This window comes from Leptolyngbya sp. 'hensonii' (assembly GCF_001939115.1).
GTDB lineage: Bacteria > Cyanobacteriota > Cyanobacteriia.
In genome coordinates this window covers 82501-99358 of record NZ_MQTZ01000028.1, presented here as the reverse complement: position 1 = coordinate 99358, position 16858 = coordinate 82501, and the positions used below count along the sequence as shown (strand labels likewise).

The window sequence follows — 16858 nt, the reverse complement described above, 5'->3', positions numbered from 1 at the left end:
GACCTATTTAAATTACGTCGGCAAAAGTGCGTTCTGTCCTGCGAAAGTACCAAATTCCACTGATAAAGAAAAAGAAAACTAGCAGGGTAGAGAGCAGAAATCCTGGCCAGTACAGCCTGGATTCCCCACCCAGAATGGCCCAGCGAAACCCATCAATCACCCCCACCATCGGGTTCAGGGAGTATAACAAGCGCCAGCGCTCCGGCACAATGCTACTGCTGAATCCCACTGGCGAAATATAAAGACCAAACTGAATGATAAAGGGCACGATATAACGAAAGTCTCGATACTTAACGTTCAGCGCCGCTAGCCAAAGGCCAGTCCCGATCGCGGCTACAAAAGCAATGCCAATGAAAATCGGCAGGGTGACAATGCGCCAATGGGGGACGAAATTGTACCAGGCCATTAACGCCAGCAGAATAATGCCAGAGATGAGGAAATCCACAAAACTGACGATCACGGAACTGGCCGGGATGATCAGGCGGGGAAAGTAGATTTTGGCAATCAGGTTAGCATTACTGACCAGACTTTCGCTACAGGCTCCCAGGGCATTCGAAAAGAACTGCCAGGGCAACATGGCAGCAAAAACCAGAATTGGATAGGGAACCCCCTCTGAAGGCAATTTTGCCAATTTGCCAAAGACAATCGTAAACACGATCATCGTTAAAAAGGGACGCAACAATGCCCAGGCGACCCCGATCGTCGTCTGCTTATAACGCACCAGAATATCTCGCCAGGCCAGAAAATAAAACAGCTCCCGGTAGCGCCACAAGTCACGCCAGTACTGCTTTTCTGTCCGCCCCGCCTCAATAATTAATTCAGATTGCTGAAAGCCATTCATGGGCAGGTTGAAAAGAGCGGCTGAAAGGGCTAGAAAGTACGGGCGATGGGCAGACTGGCTTTTAAGGCCCCATCCAGGGCATCCAGAGCATCTAGAAACACAATTGTGCGGCTGGCCAGATCGTTATAAGTCTCACAGGCAGAACCACCCTGAGCCTTACAGGCGGCATCAGCAGCAGCCACATCCTTAGCCAGTGTGGTTACAGCAGGTCGGACCTTATTATCCATCGCCCTCAGATTGGGCCGGGGCTCAGAACTCAAGCTGCGCAAATAGTCTCGCAGTTTCACCAGCGCATCTCGGGTCTCTGGACTGAGGGGCGGTGCCTGAGCCACCAATTGCTTAGTCCTGGCAACCCGATCTTCAGTCGTAGGATAACTGGCCGATGGCCCTCCCAACAACCCATCCGCCGCATTGGCCGTTGCCCCTGCAGCCGCTAACACATCGGACAAGCTACCCCCAGCATTACTGGACCCAAAAATCGCAGGACCATTGTTCACGTTGGTCCCACTCACATCCGACCCATTACTCACCTGGGCCAAGGCTGGAGCAGTCAACGACACCCCACCCAGAACCCAGAGCCCGAGACTCAAGAGGAATAGTTTACGCATGGCTTTCCACTCTACGGCTAACGTCAAGATGAACAACTAAAACTGGATTCCAATACTGGTTCCTAACACAAAGCGCGCCCCATCCCCTGCTCCCGTAATATCACGAACCGCCGGGGTAATGGTCCAGTAAATATCTTTCAGCGGCACAAAGGAAAATCCGATCGCCAGATCCTGTCCCGTCCATTCCACGATCGCACTGGCCTGATCCACCACTCGCACCGCGACACTACCAAAAATGCCAGCGGTGTTGACCCGATTACGAATATCTGCCTCCGAACGGAACTGGCCACTGCCAACCCCAAAGGAAACAGCTACCCGACTGAGGGGATCATTAAGACTCTCCTGGGTTCGGAAAACCTTTGTCACCACACCATACACACTATCCTTGAAATCCCCAAAGGGATCGTCGATCGTGATCACACCGTTCCAACCCAGGGCGATCGCGAAATCATTTTCAAACTGTCGGTGCACCTTCAAATTGAAGCCGCCTGCACCAAATGAACGACTGGTCCCAAAACTGGCAATGGTATAACTGGCCTCTACCCCTACCGTCTCCACAGAATTCAATACCCCCACTCCAAAACCCAGGGCTCCGTCCGTTTTATTGGTAGACCGGGTTCGGGATTGAAACGTAGCAGAGGCAAACAGGGTGTTGTCATCCGCTCCGAACCCAGAGGGGTTAGAGAGGGTGATCGCTGGCGACCCACGGAAAATATCTCCAAAGTTTGTCAGCCTTTGATAGTCCAACAGCCGTTTCTGGATGTCTTCAGGGCTGGCTGTAGGAGCCTGGGCAATGAGTTCCAGGGATTTGGCATTCTCCACACTGGCTGGGATCACCTGAGCCAGAATCACCGCCGACCGAGAAGAACTGGGCTCAGACCGCCCCGAAAGGGAATGGCCCAATCCAAGATTCGTTAATCCGGTAATTTCAGAATTTAATGGACCTGAGGAGAATCTGGAAAACTCCACGCCTTGGGCAGAAGGCTGCATGGTGCTGGAATTCGAGCTAATTACGATCGACTCAGTTAAGGCAACACTGCCACCCAGTTGATTAATCCGAGCCGCCACAACACTGCCCAGGCTGTTATAGTCCCGATTCACCCCGCTCGAAGCGGCAGGGGTAACAACAGCAACACGAGTGGAAACTGGTGCTGCCGGAGTAGTTTGGGGGGCCGAGCGAACACCTAGGCTCGCTTCTCTTAAGGCAATGTTCCCGCCAAGCTGATTAATTTGACCAGCCAAAATACTGCCCAGGCGGTTGTAGTCTCGATTCACAACACCCCTGGAAGAGGAGCCTGCAGAGTCCTGCGGCAATGCCGTGGTTTGGGAACTGGCAGAACCGGCAGCATTCAAGATCATCAACCCAATGCCAAGGATCGGACTGATTCGCTTTAATTGTTGATGTGAGTGGCAGCCATATGCCTGATTGATTAACACTTGATGCCTTTTAGATACCATGCTCTGCATCTCCTCTCACCACATAGGAAATAGTTGCTCAACTTTTTAACACAAACTGATTCGAATTCTGGCAAATCAACATAAACCAGATTAAGCATTCTGGCTATTTCAGGAATTCTGGCTATAGGCTAACCTATACCTGACAAGACGGCGAAAAAATCTGTTGATATTGGCAGGATTAAAAGCAGTGACTCTACATTACTGGGGATGAAATAGAATCCTTTAAGGGTTGAGGTTCATCACTGAACAACCCCTAGTTTCAGGATCAAAAAGTATCAAAGATAGACTCGATTGATTTAATCGGGAGAATCATTTATTTTCCAGCATTCAAATCTTAGCAATTCGTGATCGGGATTCCCCAACGATTAATGGTAAAAGCAGCATTTCACAGACTGCTGGAGGGGTCTTGAGAGAACCAGAGTTCAGAAGCAACATCCGCTCTACCTGTCTCAGGATTGCTGTCATTCCCATGCCCCCCAAAGTAAATTTAATTTTCTTTTTTGAGCTTGGCTCTTAAAAATAACGCCATGCTAAGGGGCAACCCCTGATACCTGTGGATCAAGAGCTGGGCACAATTAAATTAAACATAGCCTAGAAAACAGCCATAACCTAGAAAACAGCAGCCAGCAAAAGCTGACGCTTTTATAAAAAGGAAAGGTCTCAGCCTCCACTTACCGTTACCTTATGAATATCGATTTGCACTCCCGGGCTACAGCCCCGTGATCGATTCTCTTCTCCGTCCAGATCCCAGCCTTATAGTGTCACTCGCAACTTAACGGGAAGCCTGCACCCTATTACTTGGAGTCATCCTGCGATGAGCATCGCCACCATTAACCCGGCAACCGGCGTCACAGTTAAAGTTTTCCAGGCGTTAACCGGTGCCGAAATCGAATCGAAACTGGAACTTGCACAATACATTTTTGAGTCATACCGCCATACTTCCCTCTCCCAACGATCGGCCTGGATGCACCGGGCCGCCAAGATCCTGGAAGAGAAGCGCGAGCCTCTGGGTCAGCTGATCACCCTGGAAATGGGTAAACCACTGACCGCAGCGATCGCCGAAGTCGAAAAATGTGCCCTGGTCTGTCGCTACTATGCGGATCAGGCTCCAGAGTTTCTGGCTGATGTTCCTGTCGCCACAGATGCTGGGTCCAGTTTCATTCGCTATCAGCCGCTGGGAGCCATTCTGGCTGTCATGCCCTGGAACTTCCCTTTCTGGCAGGTATTCCGCTTTGCCGCACCCGCCCTGATGGCAGGGAATGTGGGCCTGTTGAAACATGCCTCCAATGTGCCCCAATGTGCGCTGGCGATCGAACGTATTTTTCTGCAGGCTGGGTTTTCTGCTGGCGTTTTCCAGACCCTGCTGATTGGAGCTGACCAGGTGGCTGATCTGGTCGCTGACGATCGGATAAAAGCCGCAACTCTGACCGGTAGCGAGCCTGCTGGAGCCAGTCTGGCCGCAAACGCAGGTAAACATCTGAAGAAAACCGTACTCGAATTAGGGGGCAGCGATCCCTTTATTGTCATGGAGAGCGCTGATCTGGAATCGACGACCACTGCTGCCACTACCACTCGCATGCTCGGCAACGGCCAATCCTGCATTGCCGCCAAGCGGTTTATTGTCGTGGATACCCTCTTCGATGCTTTTGCCCAGCGCCTGGTGGAAAAATTTAAAGCCCTGAAACTGGGAGATCCCATGCGCCTGGATACCCACATCGGGCCTCTGGCCACTCCCACCATTTTGAATGACCTGGATCGTCAGGTGCAAACCTGCATCCGGCAGGGCGCACGGGTATTAACCGGAGGGAATCCGGGGGCCATCCGGGCTACGTTGGATCTCCCCCTGCAACGGGGCAATTTCTATCCCCCCACCATCCTGACTGACTTTCCTGTAGGCAGTCCAGCCTACCAGGAGGAATTTTTTGGCCCTGTAGCGCTCCTGTTCCGAGTCAAAACCCTGGATGAGGCGATCGACCTGGCCAACAGCACCTCTTTCGGTCTGGGGGCCAGCGGTTGGACTCAAGATCCGGAAGAGTGCGATCGGCTGGTCAGCGAACTGGAAGCCGGTGCTGTTTTCATCAACGGCATCGTCAAATCTGACCCTCGCTTGCCTTTCGGGGGGATCAAACGCTCTGGTTACGGGCGCGAGTTGGGCATCCAGGGCATCCACGAATTCGTCAACATTAAAACGGTTTGGATCCGATAGAAGCGTGATCAATCAAGCTTCTATCCAGGCCAATCCCATCTGCAGCACACCATGCAAGGTTTAGGAGAAAATCCATGAACACCGCCGAGTTGTTAGTCCAATGTCTGGAAAAAGAGGGCGTTCGTTACGTGTTTGGCTTACCCGGCGAGGAAAACCTGGAGGTGCTGCAGGCCCTGAAAAACTCTTCCATTCAGTTCATTACCACCCGCCACGAACAGGGAGCAGCCTTCATGGCAGATGTGTATGGTCGGCTGACCGGGCAAGCTGGCGTCTGTCTCTCTACCCTGGGGCCAGGGGCCACAAACCTCATGACTGGCGTGGCCGATGCCAACCTGGATGGCGCACCTTTAGTGGCCATTACGGGTCAGGTGGGGACCGATCGCATGCACCTGGACTCTCACCAATACCTGGATCTGGTCGCCATGTTCGCACCAGTCACCAAGTGGAATGCCCAGATTGTCCGCCCCAGCATCACACCAGAGATTGTGCGGAAAGCTTTCAAGCTGGCCCAGAGCGAAAAGCCCGGAGCCGTTCATATCGACTTACCGGAAAACATTGCGGCCATGGAAGCCCCTGGCGAAGCCCTGAGTACAGGCCAACTAGAAAAGGTTTTCGCCTCCTTCTCCAGTATTGAAACTGCCGCCGCTGCCATTTCTAATGCCCAACACCCGATTATTCTGGTCGGCAATGGGGCGATTCGAGCCCACGCCAGCGAAGCGGTAACGAATTTCGCCACCCAGCTCCAGATTCCTGTGGCCAATACATTTATGGGTAAAGGAATCATCCCTTATACCCATCCCCTCTCTATGTGGACGATCGGGCTACAGCAACGGGACTATATCAGTTGCCTGTTCGAGCGGGCCGATTTGGTGATTGCGATCGGCTACGATTTCATTGAGTATTCGCCTAAACGCTGGAATCCAGAAGGAACCATTCCCATCCTCCACATTGCCGCCAGCCCAGCAGAGGTTGACAGTTGCTACACCACCCTTTCAGAAGTCACTGGTGATATTTCCGATTCCCTGCAGGAGATTCTCAGCCGAGTTCGGCGACCGGACAAGGCAGACCCCTATGTGACTGAAGTCAAAGCCTCTCTTCAGGCTGACTTTGAATACTATGCCAATGACGCAGGCTTCCCCGTCAAACCCCAAAAGATGATTTATGATTTGCGCCAGATCATGGGGCCAGCAGACATCGCGATTAGTGACGTTGGAGCCCACAAGATGTGGATGGCTCGACACTACCACTGTAATCAACCCAACACCTGTATTATTTCCAACGGCTTTGCTGCCATGGGAATTGCCATTCCAGGGGCAATTGCCGCCAAACTGGTCTATCCCGATCGCAAAGTGGTGGCTGTGACTGGGGATGGGGGTTTTATGATGAACTGTCAGGAATTGGAAACCGCATTGCGGGTTGGCACTCCCTTCGTCACGATTATCTTCAACGATGGGGGCTATGGCCTGATCGAATGGAAGCAGCAAAACCACTTCGGGGAATCTAACTTCATCAAATTCGGCAACCCAGATTTTGTCAAACTGGCAGAAAGTATGGGCTTAAAGGGCTATCGGGTAGAAGCAGCAACCGATCTGGTTCCCATCCTCAAAGAAGCACTCCTCCAACCCATTCCCACAGTCATCGATTGTCCTGTCGATTACCGGGAGAACCTGCTCTTTACCCAGAAATCCCAGGTTCTAGGCTGCCATATTTGAAGAAACCATAAAAAAAATCCCCTACCCGAAGATAGGGGATTTTTGTTTGGCTAACTAACTGCCGATGTTAGATCAACCGAACTTACTTGCTGTTGAAGCAATCAGGAATGCCGCATAGGTCACAATGTAACCAACCGCGAAGTGGGTGAGACCGACGAGACGAGCCTGAACAATAGACAGAGCAACAGGCTTGTCTTTCCAGCGGACCAGGTTGGCCAGCGGAGTGTTCTCGTGAGCCCAAACCAGGGTCTCGATCAACTCTTGCCAGTAACCACGCCAGCTAATCAGGAACATGAATCCAGTCGCCCAGATCAGATGCCCAAAGAGGAACATCCAGGCCCAAACAGCCAGATTGTTCATGCCGTAGGGATTGTACCCATTAATCAGCTGAGCCGAGTTCAACCAGAGATAGTCCCGCAGCCAGCCCATGATATAAGTCGAGGACTCATTGAACTGAGCAACGTTACCCTGCCAAATACCCAGATGCTTCCAGTGCCAGTAGAAGGTTACCCAACCAATGGTATTCAGCATCCAGAAGGTGGCCAGGTAGGACGCATCCCAAGCGGAGATATCGCAGGTACCGCCACGGCCAGGGCCATCGCAGGGGAAGCTGTAGCCGAAATCTTTCTTATCCGGCATCAGCTTTGAACCGCGAGCATCCAACGCACCCTTGACCAGAATCAAAGTGGTGGTATGGAGACCCAGGGCGATCGCATGGTGAATCAAGAAGTCGCCAGGGCCAACCGTCAGGAACAGTGAGTTTGCACCACTGTTAATCGCATCCAGCCAACCTGGCAACCAGACATCACCATGGTTGGGCCAAGCGGTGCTGGCAATACTGTCAGGATTAGACAACAGGGTGTCGAAGCCATACAGCAGCTTGCCGTGGGCAGCCTGGATAAACTGAGCAAACACGGGTTCAATCAGGATCTGCTTCTCGGGAGTTCCGAAAGCAACCACAACATCGTTGTGGACGTACAGACCCAGGGTATGGAAGCCCAGGAAGAGGGAAACCCAGCTCAGGTGAGAGATAAGAGCCTCTTTGTGCTCCAGCATCCGGGCCAGAACGTTATTCTTATTCGCTTCTGGATCGTAATCCCGAACGAAGAAGATAGCACCGTGAGCAAACGCACCAACCATCAGGAATCCAGCAATGTACTGGTGATGGGTGTACAGCGCAGCCTGGGTCGTGAAATCCTTCGCAATGAAGGCATAGGAAGGCATCGAGTACATGTGCTGCGCCACCAAGGAGGTCACAACACCCAGGCAAGCCAGGTGCCAACCCAACTGGAAGTGCAACGAGTTGTTGTAGGTGTCATAAATGCCTTTATGACCGTCGCCAATCATGCCACCGAAAGGCGTGCCCTTGGGTGGATTATGGGCTTCCTGAATTTCCTTGATGCTATGTCCAATCCCAAAGTTGGTCTTGTACATGTGGCCAGCAACGATGAACAACACCGCGATCGCCAGGTGGTGGTGAGCCATATCCGTCAACCAGAGAGACTCGGTTTGAGGATGGAACCCACCTAGGAAGGTCAGGATTGCCGTTCCAGCACCCTGAGAGGTACCGAAAACATGGCTTGCAGTATCAGGGCTCTGAGCATAGACACCCCAGTTACCGGTAAAGAACGGAGCCAAACCGGCAGGATGAGGCATGGTGCTCAGGAAGTTGTCCCAACCCACATGCTGCCCGCGAGATTCGGGAATCGCAACGTGAATCAGGTGACCGGCCCAAGCCAGGGAGCTAACACCGAACAGACCTGCCAGGTGATGGTTCAGGCGAGATTCAGCATTCTTAAACCAGGCCAGGCTGGGACGGAACTTGGGTTGCAGGTGCAGCCAGCCAGCAAACAGGAAGATTGCCGACAGGATGAGCAGGAAGACAGCACCCATATAGAGGTCACTGTTAGCACGCATCCCGATGGTGTACCACCAATGGTAGACACCAGAGTAGGCAATATCAACCGGCCCGGAAGCACCGCCTTGGGTGAAGGCATCGATCGCAGGCTTACCGAAGTGGGGATCCCAAATCGCGTGAGCGATGGGACGAACGTTCAGCGGATCTTTGGTCCACTGCTCGAAGTTACCTTGCCAGGCGACATGGAACAGGAGGCCGGATGCCCACAGGAAGATGATTGCAACGTGGCCGAAATGAGTCGCGAAGATCTTCTGATACAGATTCTCTTCGGTCATGCCATCGTGGCTTTCAAAGTCGTGAGCCGTGGCGATCCCGTACCAGATCCGACGAGTTGTCGGATCTTGAGCGAGGTCCTGGCTAAACTTAGGGAATTTAGTTGCCATAGGGTTACAGAATCCTCCTCGCCCTTATCCTACTGAAATAATGCGAGCCAGGAAGAACGACCAAGTGGTCACAATTCCTCCCAGTAGGTAGTGAGCCACCCCAACAGCACGACCCTGAATAATGCTCAGAGCGCGAGGCTGGATAGAAGGCGCTACCTTCAGCTTGTTATGAGCCCAAACAATAGACTCAATCAGTTCTTGCCAGTAGCCGCGACCACTAAACAGGAACATCAGGCTGAACGCCCACACAAAGTGCGCACCTAGGAACAGCAAGCCATAAGCAGACAGAGCTGAACCGTAGGAGCCAATCACCTGAGAAGCTTGCGCCCACAGGAAATCACGCAACCAACCATTGATGGTCAACGCACTTTCGGCAAAATTGCCGTTAGTAATGTGGGAAACAGTTCCGTCGGGTGATACAGAACCCCAAACATCAGATTGCATCTTCCAACTGAAGTGGAAAATCACAACTGAGATCGAGTTGTACATCCAGAACAGACCGAGGAAAACGTGGTCCCAACCAGAAACCTGACAGGTACCACCCCGACCTGGGCCATCGCAAGGGAAGCCAAAGCCAAGGTTAGCTTTATCAGGCACCAGACGAGAACTACGGGCGAACAGAACACCCTTCAGCAGAATCAATACCGTCACATGGATGGTGAAGGCATGAATATGGTGAACCAGGAAGTCAGCCGTACCGAGGGTGATCGGCATCATGGCCACTTTGCCACCAATGGCAACCAGATCACCACCAAAGGCAAGGCTGGTCGGAGCCAAAGCCTGAGGGGCAGTACCACCGGGTGCCAGGGTATGCAGATGCTGAACCCACTGGGCAAAGATAGGCTGCAGCTGAATTGCAGAATCAGAGAACATGTCTTGGGGACGACCCAGAGCTCGCATCGTGTCGTTGTGAATGTAAAGTCCGAAGCTATGGAAGCCAAGGAAAATACAAACCCAGTTCAGATGGGAAATGATCGCATCCCGATGCCGAAGCATACTGTCTAGAACGTTGTTCTGATTCACAACCGGATCATAGTCACGCACCATAAAGATGGCACCATGAGCAGCTCCACCGACGATCATGAAGCCGCCGATCCACATGTGGTGGGTAAAGATGGAGAGCTGAGTTGCGTAGTCAGTAGCAATGTATGGATAAGGTGGCATCGCATACATGTGCTGGGCCGTGATGATGGTCACAGAACCCCCGATCGCCAGGTTAATGGCCAGTTGGGCATGCCAGGAAGTGGTAAGCACTTCATAGAGACCCTTGTGCCCCTCACCCGAGATCATGACGGGATCCTTGTGGGCTTCCAGCATTTCCTTGATGCTATGACCGATACCCCAGTTCGTACGGTACATGTGGCCAGCAACGATGAACATGACGGCGATCGCCAAGTGATGGTGAGCCGTATCGGTCAACCACAAGCCACCTGTAACTGGATTCAGACCCCCTTTGAAGGTCAGGAAATCTGCATACTTACCCCAGTCCAGCGTGAAGAATGGTGTCAGGCCCTCAGCAAAGCTGGGGTAGATTTTCGCCATCAAGCTGGAGTTCAGGATGAACTCATGGGGCAAAGGAATCTGGTTAGCAGGGGTACCAGCATCCAGCATGGCGTTGATCGGCAACGACACATGGATTTGGTGACCAGCCCAGGCCAAGGAGCCCAGACCAAACAGACCAGCCAGATGGTGGTTGAGCATTGACTCAGCATTCTGGAACCACTCCAGCTTTGGAGCCCGCTTGTGGTAGTGGAACCAGCCAGCAAACAGCATTAGAGCAGCCATTACCAGACCGCCAATCGCGGTGCAGTAAAGCTGAAATGTATTTGTATATCCAGCAGCCCGCCAGAGATAGAAGAATCCAGAGGTGATCTGAATTCCATGGAAGCCGCCGCCAACATCTGCATTCAAAATTTCTTGCCCAACAATTGGCCATACCACTTGAGCGCTGGGCTTAACTGCAAGCGGATTAGCCAACCAGGCCTCATAGTTTGAAAAACGAGCACCGTGGAAATACATGCCGCTCAACCAGACAAACACAACAGCCAGGTGGCCGAAGTGTGCGCTGAAGATTTTGCGAGACACATCTTCCAGGTCACTAGTATGACTATCAAAATCATGGGCGAGAGCGTGGAGGTTCCAAATCCAGGTGGTGGTTTTGGGGCCTCGGGCAAGGGTACGGTCGAAGTGACCAGGCTGTGCCCACTTCTCGAAGGAAGTGGAAACGGGGTCGTTATCGACGACAACTCTTGCCTTTGACTCTCGCTCCTGTGGACTAACTGCCATTGAGACTCTCCTCTCTTAGACAAGGAAGGAACGAGGATTAATCCACCCCAGAAATTCATCTGGGGAGAGTTTCAACGTGAATTATAAGTCGTTCGTCACATCGTCTTTTGTAGCACTTAATAATAATTCAAACTGAGTAAAGCCAGACTATACCTATAATTGCGGCCAATTCACAATTAGAAATCAAGATGCTGTATAGAACGCATTTACAAATTTCAATGGTCCGTATCCCGTTGTAATGTCTAAAGATGAAGGATTTGCCCCTGGGGCAGATATGAAGTTGGTAGACCCAGTCGGCTATAGTTACCTCGAGGGGCTGATTTCTCAGGAGTGTTTGCTGCGTGTATTCGATCAAACGGCAGTGGTTTGTCTTAAAACATCTGATTTTATCTGTGCTGGCAGTAGGTCTAATGCTGAGCCTGCTGGCCTGTTCCAGTGGATCTAACTCCTCTGGAGGGTTCAATTCTGAGACTCCATCTCGAAGTCGGCAGACGATTAATCGGGTCTCAGCCAAAATTGCTGAAGTTGCACCACCGAAAGTTCTGCAGGAACTGCGCCAGAACCTGGAAACCTATCAGCCCCAGGTCAAGATTTTAAGCCCCCGTCCCGATCAAGTTCTGTCAGAAGACAGTATTACGGTACGCCTCCAGTCCCGCGACCTCCCTTTGTTCCAAGATAAACAGCTCAAATTAGGTCCCCATCTACAGGTCTTTCTAGATCACCAACTGTACAAAACGGTTTATCAAGTTGATGAGCCTTTACTCATGGAACACTTAGCTCCAGGAAGCCATACTCTGCGTGTCGTTGCGGCCCACCCCTGGGATGAAAGCTTCAAAAACGAAGGGGCTTATGCTCAAGTCACCTTTCACATCTACGCTAAAACCCAGGAACAAATCCCTGATCCAGGGCTCCCCCTACTTACCTATGGGCAACCGATCGGAACTTATGGCGCAGAACCCATCCTGTTAGATTTCTACCTCGCCAATGCTCCAATTCATCTGGTAGCCAGGGCAGATTCTACAGACGATGTTCCTGACTGGAAAATCCGCTGCACCATTAATGGGGACAGTTTCCTCATCGATCGCTGGCAGCCCTTATATCTCAAGGGGTTCAAGCCAGGTAAAAACTGGGTTCAGTTGGAGGTTCTGAATGATCAGGGGCAAGTGATCAAAAATGTGTTTAACAGCACGGTACAGGTCATTCATTACGAGCCCAATGGACAAGATCCCTTGTCTAAACTCCTCCGGAACGAGCTATCTGTCCTTCAGACGAGAGGGATTGTCGATCCTGATTATATTGCCCCCCCTGAACCCACACCAACCCCTGAACCCACACCAACCCCCTCTCCAGTTCCAACTCCCTCTCCAGTTCCAACCCCCGTCCCAACATCTGCTCCAGAGGTGACCCCCAGAGCAGCCGTTTCCATTCCGACTCAGGCCGAAGAGGTTTCCTTCCCATCTCCTCAACCCATCATGATGCCTGCTGAAGTTTCACCGTCGGTTGCCCCTAGCACAGCTCATCCGGGAGAGCTTCCCGCTTTAGGGGAAGAAGAACGGTCCCCATCCTCCGCGCAACCACAAAAACCCGACAGATTCCTGAATCGGTTTCGCCAATTCACCACCACTCCCAGTCCTACGCCTGAAATCTCTCCAGACACCCCAGACACCGAGACTACAGAGTCTACTGCGGTTGGCTCAACTCCTACCCCAAAGCCTGCAGCAACCCAGCCCAGTCGGTCTGTTGAGGCAGCTCTTACAGGCCTAAAGGACAAGCTGAAAACCGTCAAAGTTGACAACGTCCTGAATCGATTTCGTCAATCCACACCAACTCCCACCCCAATTCCTACCATCTCCCCAGAACCCTCAGAAATTGAGCCAGCCGAGCCTGCCTTGATGGAACCCAGGCCAACCCCTGAGGCAGCCAGACCCAATCAATCTGTGGAGGCCACCCTAACAGGGCTGAGGGAAAAGCTGAAAGCAGTCAAGGTTGATCCCATGCTTAATCGCTTCCGCCGCTCCCCTGCTTCTCCCGGCATCAACCTGGATCCAGCCATGCCATCCCCAATAGCACCGTCTACAGCCCACGAAGAAGAAACGCCCTCTCCTGAGACAACATTGACTGTGATAGAAGACTCACCTGAGCACGAATCAGAAGATGAAGCCAGGACAATCGTGCCCAGTCCTTTTATGAACCAATAACCTGGAGAACTCTGTCCAAATTATCTAACTCACCAACCAGACGGCGGACTGGTAAAGGCCAGGCTCTTACTAAAGTGGGGGTTGCAGAAACTTGATCGACTTCAGCCAGTTCTGGATACTTCAGGACATCAATCACTTTCAGGGTGTAGGGTAACTGAAGCGATCGTTCAAGCACCTGATGCAACCGCTGCAGAGCCTTTTCAGTCCCAGGATGATGACCAGAGACAAACAACCTTAAAACGTACCCCTGAGCTGAATTTCCCTGAGCTAATCCTGCTGTTTCGGCACTACCAGATCTGGGCTCGAAGGGATACTTTAAAAGCTGCACATCCAGACTGGTGTGATTGGGGGGCGATCGCTGTAGCCAGACTGATGAAATCTCACGGTTAAGTTGATCAATCCGCAGGATCAGATCATGCTCCTCCCATAATTGAGGAAATTGAGCTCGGTAGGTAGACAGAACGACAGGGTCACAGGCCCCCTCCATTCTCTCTGCAGCCTTCCAGGTCAGGTTGTCCGTGCCAAAGACCGCATTTAAGAGGGTCTGATGGCGCAACACCAAGGGGTAAGCTTCAGCAAACACTTCGATTTGCTGAGTTCTGGGATTCAGCCAAAGGTCAAGGGTCGCTGTATAGCAAGGAATCAAAAAATGGGGGGGTTCAGGAAGACCCAAAAATTCTTGAAGTGCCGCACAGAGTTGAAGATGCCAGCGATTCTGTTTGTTGGGATCAATGCAGTAAACTAAATCTGCTCCCGGTGTAAAGAGGGCAATTCCCTTAAAAGTTGGAGGCAAAGACAAGGACACTTCCCGAATTTTTCCTCTCTAAGCTTTCGCTACGGATAATTCCATTCCATCAGCCCCCCTGTTTTTCCAGGGGGGACAGCAAGGTCAACAGTCTCCTTAAACACGACCACGCAAGGTTTGCGCCATCTCATTTGGTTTAGGTGATGCATCCAGGGCCGTTTCTTCAGTAATGCGGCCCGCCTCATAAAGCCTGTAGAGGGATTGGTTCATTGTCACCATACCATCGAAGTTTGACTTGGGAATAATCGCCTCAATTTCATCCACTTCACCTCTCTTAATCCAGTCTCGAATGGCATCTGTATTAATCATGATTTCGTGAATGGCCGCGCGTTTTCCATCCGTAGTTCGTACCAAAGCCTGGGCAATGACCGCAACCAGAGATTCAGCAATTTGAATCCGCATGGGTCCTTGCTCTTCAGGGTTATAAAGGTTCAAAATCCGTTCAATGGTTTTAACAGCACTGTTGGTGTGCAAGGTTCCAAAAACAAGGTGACCGGTTTGAGCTGCTTTCAATGCTGTATTAACCGTTTCCCGGTCCCGCATTTCCCCAATCAGAATAATATCTGGGTCTTCCCGCAGAGAAGCTTTCAGAGCATTATCAAACTTCATGGTGTGAATACCAACTTCCCGCTGCTTAATCAGCGATCGGCGGCTTTGATGCACAAATTCAACTGGATCCTCAATAGAAATGATGTTTTTCGGCATCTCTTTATTGATGTAGTCAATCATGGCTGCCATAGTCGTTGACTTACCAGAACCAGTCGGACCCGTTACAAGAATCAACCCCTTGTGATAGTGGCAAATATCCCTGAACACCTCTGGCAGGTTGAGCTCTTCCATCGTCAGAATCTTCATCGGAATCAACCGCAAGACCATAGAGGGTCCCCGCAGAGAATCAAAAATATTGATCCGGATCCGAGCAAAGTCATACTGCGCAGCACCATCAAAGTCCAGGGTATCCTGAAATTTTTTCAGTTCCTCTTCTCTTAGAATCTCGCGCAGCCAACTCATAAAGGTCACTTCATCCGTGACTGGATAGTTTGTCGGATCAATTTCACCCCGATTTCGGAAGCGGGGCACCTCACCAACGCCCAAATGGACGTCTGAATAGCCTTTTTCGTAAGCTTCTCGGACTAGCTGCTCTAACGTAGGGGAGCCAGAACTAGGTGTAGTTCTAGCAGAAGTTGATATACCAGGAGGGGCACTGGGACGGTGACTCGGTGCTGGCGGTGCTGATACTGGTGCCGGTGCAGCGACATTCTGAGGCGGTGCTGCAGCTGGCATAGGTGGAGAAGGCATCCGCTGAGTTGCCTCAGCCGGAGAAGGCATCCGCTGAGTTGCCTCAGCACCAGCACCAGCAGGAGGCCGCATGGGTGGCGGCGGCGGAACGCGAGGAGCAGACGCAGGCGGAGGAGGAACGGGGGGGCGCTGTGGTTCTGTCATATGCTAACTCTCTATGCAGGCTGGGGAGATGCGGAGGAACGGATTAACGCAGACACAAGATCAAGTTAACCAACCCAATAAGTATAGGAACCTATTCTCAAGGTTCTCTGTAGCTTAAAGTAAACCAACGATTCTCTGATCTAAATTAACTATAAATTTTTGTGAGATGGCACATCTTCATAAAAGAAGTCCTGACCAGCCTTCACTTCAAGTTGGACTGGTGGCGTTTGACCAGCACAATACATCGACCTCATTCCAGCCTAACCTGGTGATTGCTCTCCCGATAAGTTTTCCCAAGCATTCAATGCACCCAAACTAGTGCTCAACAGATAGCAACCAGAATTCTCAAGATGCTATCCAGGGATACCAATGCGCTCTCAAGCAATAGGTAGAGGCTTCGTAGCAGCCCTCGGGATAAAGCCATTAGCCTGTATGGTAGATATGGCTCATTTATATGAAAGCTGATTTAATTTCCCATGCCTCCATTGACTGTACGTGTTTGTTTGATAGTGGGCACTCGTCCGGAAGCCATCAAAATGGCCCCTGTAATTCGCCTATTTCGACAATCGCCTCAATTTGACACTCAAGTTGTCTTAACCGGTCAACATCGAGAAATGGTTGATCAAGTCATGCAATTATTTAATTTGCAAGCAGACCATGATTTAGCCATCATGCAGGCTGGTCAAACCCTGACAGACATTACTTGTCGTAGCTTGCAAGGCCTAGAAACCCTGTTTGCTCAAATTCAACCTCAGATTGTTCTGGTCCAAGGGGACACAACAACAGCTTTAGCTGCAGCCTTAGCCGCGTTTTATCAGAAAATTCCCATAGGCCATGTAGAAGCGGGCTTGCGTACAGACGATCTATTTAACCCTTATCCAGAAGAGGCAAACCGGCGGCTGATTTCTCAATTGACGCAATTCCATTTTGCCCCCACTACCTTAGCTGTGGAAAATTTACAACGATCGGGGGTAGTGGGAGCAATTCACCAGACTGGTAA

The 16858-nt window shown here is 51.4% G+C and carries 11 protein-coding genes (1 of these 11 cut by a window edge); 4 read left to right on the top strand and 7 right to left on the bottom strand.

Annotation, left to right across the window (positions count from 1 at the left end; all coding sequences use genetic code 11):
- Nucleotides 1-7: 7 nt before the first annotated feature.
- From BST81_RS10005 to BST81_RS09995, 3 genes are read right to left on the bottom strand one after another with little or no spacing between them, the layout of a single operon-like run.
- Nucleotides 8-841, bottom strand: a complete 834-nt coding sequence (locus BST81_RS10005; protein WP_075598392.1) for an ABC transporter permease — start codon at nt 839-841, stop codon at nt 8-10.
- 29 nt (nt 842-870) lie between these two features.
- Nucleotides 871-1449 (bottom strand): hypothetical protein, encoded by a 579-nt coding sequence (locus tag BST81_RS10000; RefSeq protein ID WP_075598391.1) that lies wholly within the window; start codon nt 1447-1449, stop codon nt 871-873.
- 36 nt (nt 1450-1485) lie between these two features.
- Entirely contained in the window at nt 1486-2811 is a 1326-nt protein-coding gene (locus BST81_RS09995) for a hypothetical protein (RefSeq protein WP_216351282.1), read from the bottom strand.
- A 910-nt stretch (nt 2812-3721) separates the two neighbouring features.
- Here BST81_RS09995 and BST81_RS09990 point away from each other — a divergent pair.
- Together BST81_RS09990 and BST81_RS09985 are read left to right on the top strand one after the other, a co-directional pair.
- On the top strand, nt 3722-5113 hold the full coding sequence (locus BST81_RS09990; protein ID WP_075598389.1) for an NAD-dependent succinate-semialdehyde dehydrogenase: 1392 nt from the start codon (nt 3722-3724) through the stop codon (nt 5111-5113).
- Nucleotides 5114-5187: 74 nt separating this feature from the next.
- Nucleotides 5188-6825 (top strand): acetolactate synthase large subunit, encoded by a 1638-nt coding sequence (locus BST81_RS09985; protein ID WP_075598388.1) that lies wholly within the window; start codon nt 5188-5190, stop codon nt 6823-6825.
- 72 nt (nt 6826-6897) lie between these two features.
- On the opposite strand, the gene psaB is transcribed toward BST81_RS09985, so the two are convergent.
- Both psaB and psaA read right to left on the bottom strand, forming a co-directional pair.
- Nucleotides 6898-9126 (bottom strand): photosystem I core protein PsaB, encoded by a 2229-nt coding sequence (psaB, locus tag BST81_RS09980; protein WP_075598387.1) that lies wholly within the window; start codon nt 9124-9126, stop codon nt 6898-6900.
- A 24-nt stretch (nt 9127-9150) separates the two neighbouring features.
- Nucleotides 9151-11412 carry a photosystem I core protein PsaA gene (gene psaA / locus BST81_RS09975; protein ID WP_075598386.1) on the bottom strand — a complete coding sequence of 754 codons (2262 nt, stop codon included), beginning with the start codon at nt 11410-11412 and terminating at the stop codon, nt 9151-9153.
- A gap of 341 nt (nt 11413-11753) precedes the next feature.
- Between psaA and BST81_RS28010 the strand changes: the two genes are divergently transcribed.
- Entirely contained in the window at nt 11754-13610 is a 1857-nt protein-coding gene (locus BST81_RS28010; RefSeq protein WP_171974713.1) for a hypothetical protein, read from the top strand.
- Here the strand turns inward: BST81_RS28010 and BST81_RS09960 are convergent.
- Nucleotides 13597-14409, bottom strand: coding sequence for a circadian clock KaiB family protein (locus BST81_RS09960; protein ID WP_253188200.1), 813 nt, complete (start codon nt 14407-14409; stop codon nt 13597-13599). The two genes, BST81_RS28010 and BST81_RS09960, sit on opposite strands and share 14 nt — an antisense overlap.
- 102 nt (nt 14410-14511) lie before the next feature.
- Nucleotides 14512-15858: a type IV pilus twitching motility protein PilT gene (locus BST81_RS09955; protein WP_075598382.1), complete on the bottom strand. Its 1347-nt coding sequence runs from the start codon at nt 15856-15858 to the stop codon at nt 14512-14514.
- A gap of 476 nt (nt 15859-16334) precedes the next feature.
- On the opposite strand from BST81_RS09955, the gene wecB reads away from it, so the two are divergent.
- On the top strand, nt 16335-16858 hold the 5' portion of the coding sequence (wecB, locus tag BST81_RS09950; protein WP_075598381.1) for a UDP-N-acetylglucosamine 2-epimerase (non-hydrolyzing). 586 nt of this gene lie beyond the right edge of the window; only the first 524 of its 1110 coding nucleotides appear in the window; the start codon lies at nt 16335-16337; its stop codon lies off the right edge, out of view.

Bases quoted from the DNA above. Each gene is read 5' to 3' on its own strand.
- BST81_RS09985 (WP_075598388.1), top strand. From the start codon at position 5,188: ATGAACACCGCCGAGTTGTTAGTCCAATGTCTGGAAAAAGAGGGCGTT.
- psaB (WP_075598387.1), bottom strand. From the start codon at position 9,126: ATGGCAACTAAATTCCCTAAGTTTAGCCAGGACCTCGCTCAAGATCCG.
- BST81_RS09955 (WP_075598382.1), bottom strand. From the start codon at position 15,858: ATGACAGAACCACAGCGCCCCCCCGTTCCTCCTCCGCCTGCGTCTGCT.
- BST81_RS10000 (WP_075598391.1), bottom strand. From the start codon at position 1,449: ATGCGTAAACTATTCCTCTTGAGTCTCGGGCTCTGGGTTCTGGGTGGG.
- BST81_RS09990 (WP_075598389.1), top strand. From the start codon at position 3,722: ATGAGCATCGCCACCATTAACCCGGCAACCGGCGTCACAGTTAAAGTT.
- BST81_RS10005 (WP_075598392.1), bottom strand. From the start codon at position 841: ATGAATGGCTTTCAGCAATCTGAATTAATTATTGAGGCGGGGCGGACA.
- psaA (WP_075598386.1), bottom strand. From the start codon at position 11,412: ATGGCAGTTAGTCCACAGGAGCGAGAGTCAAAGGCAAGAGTTGTCGTC.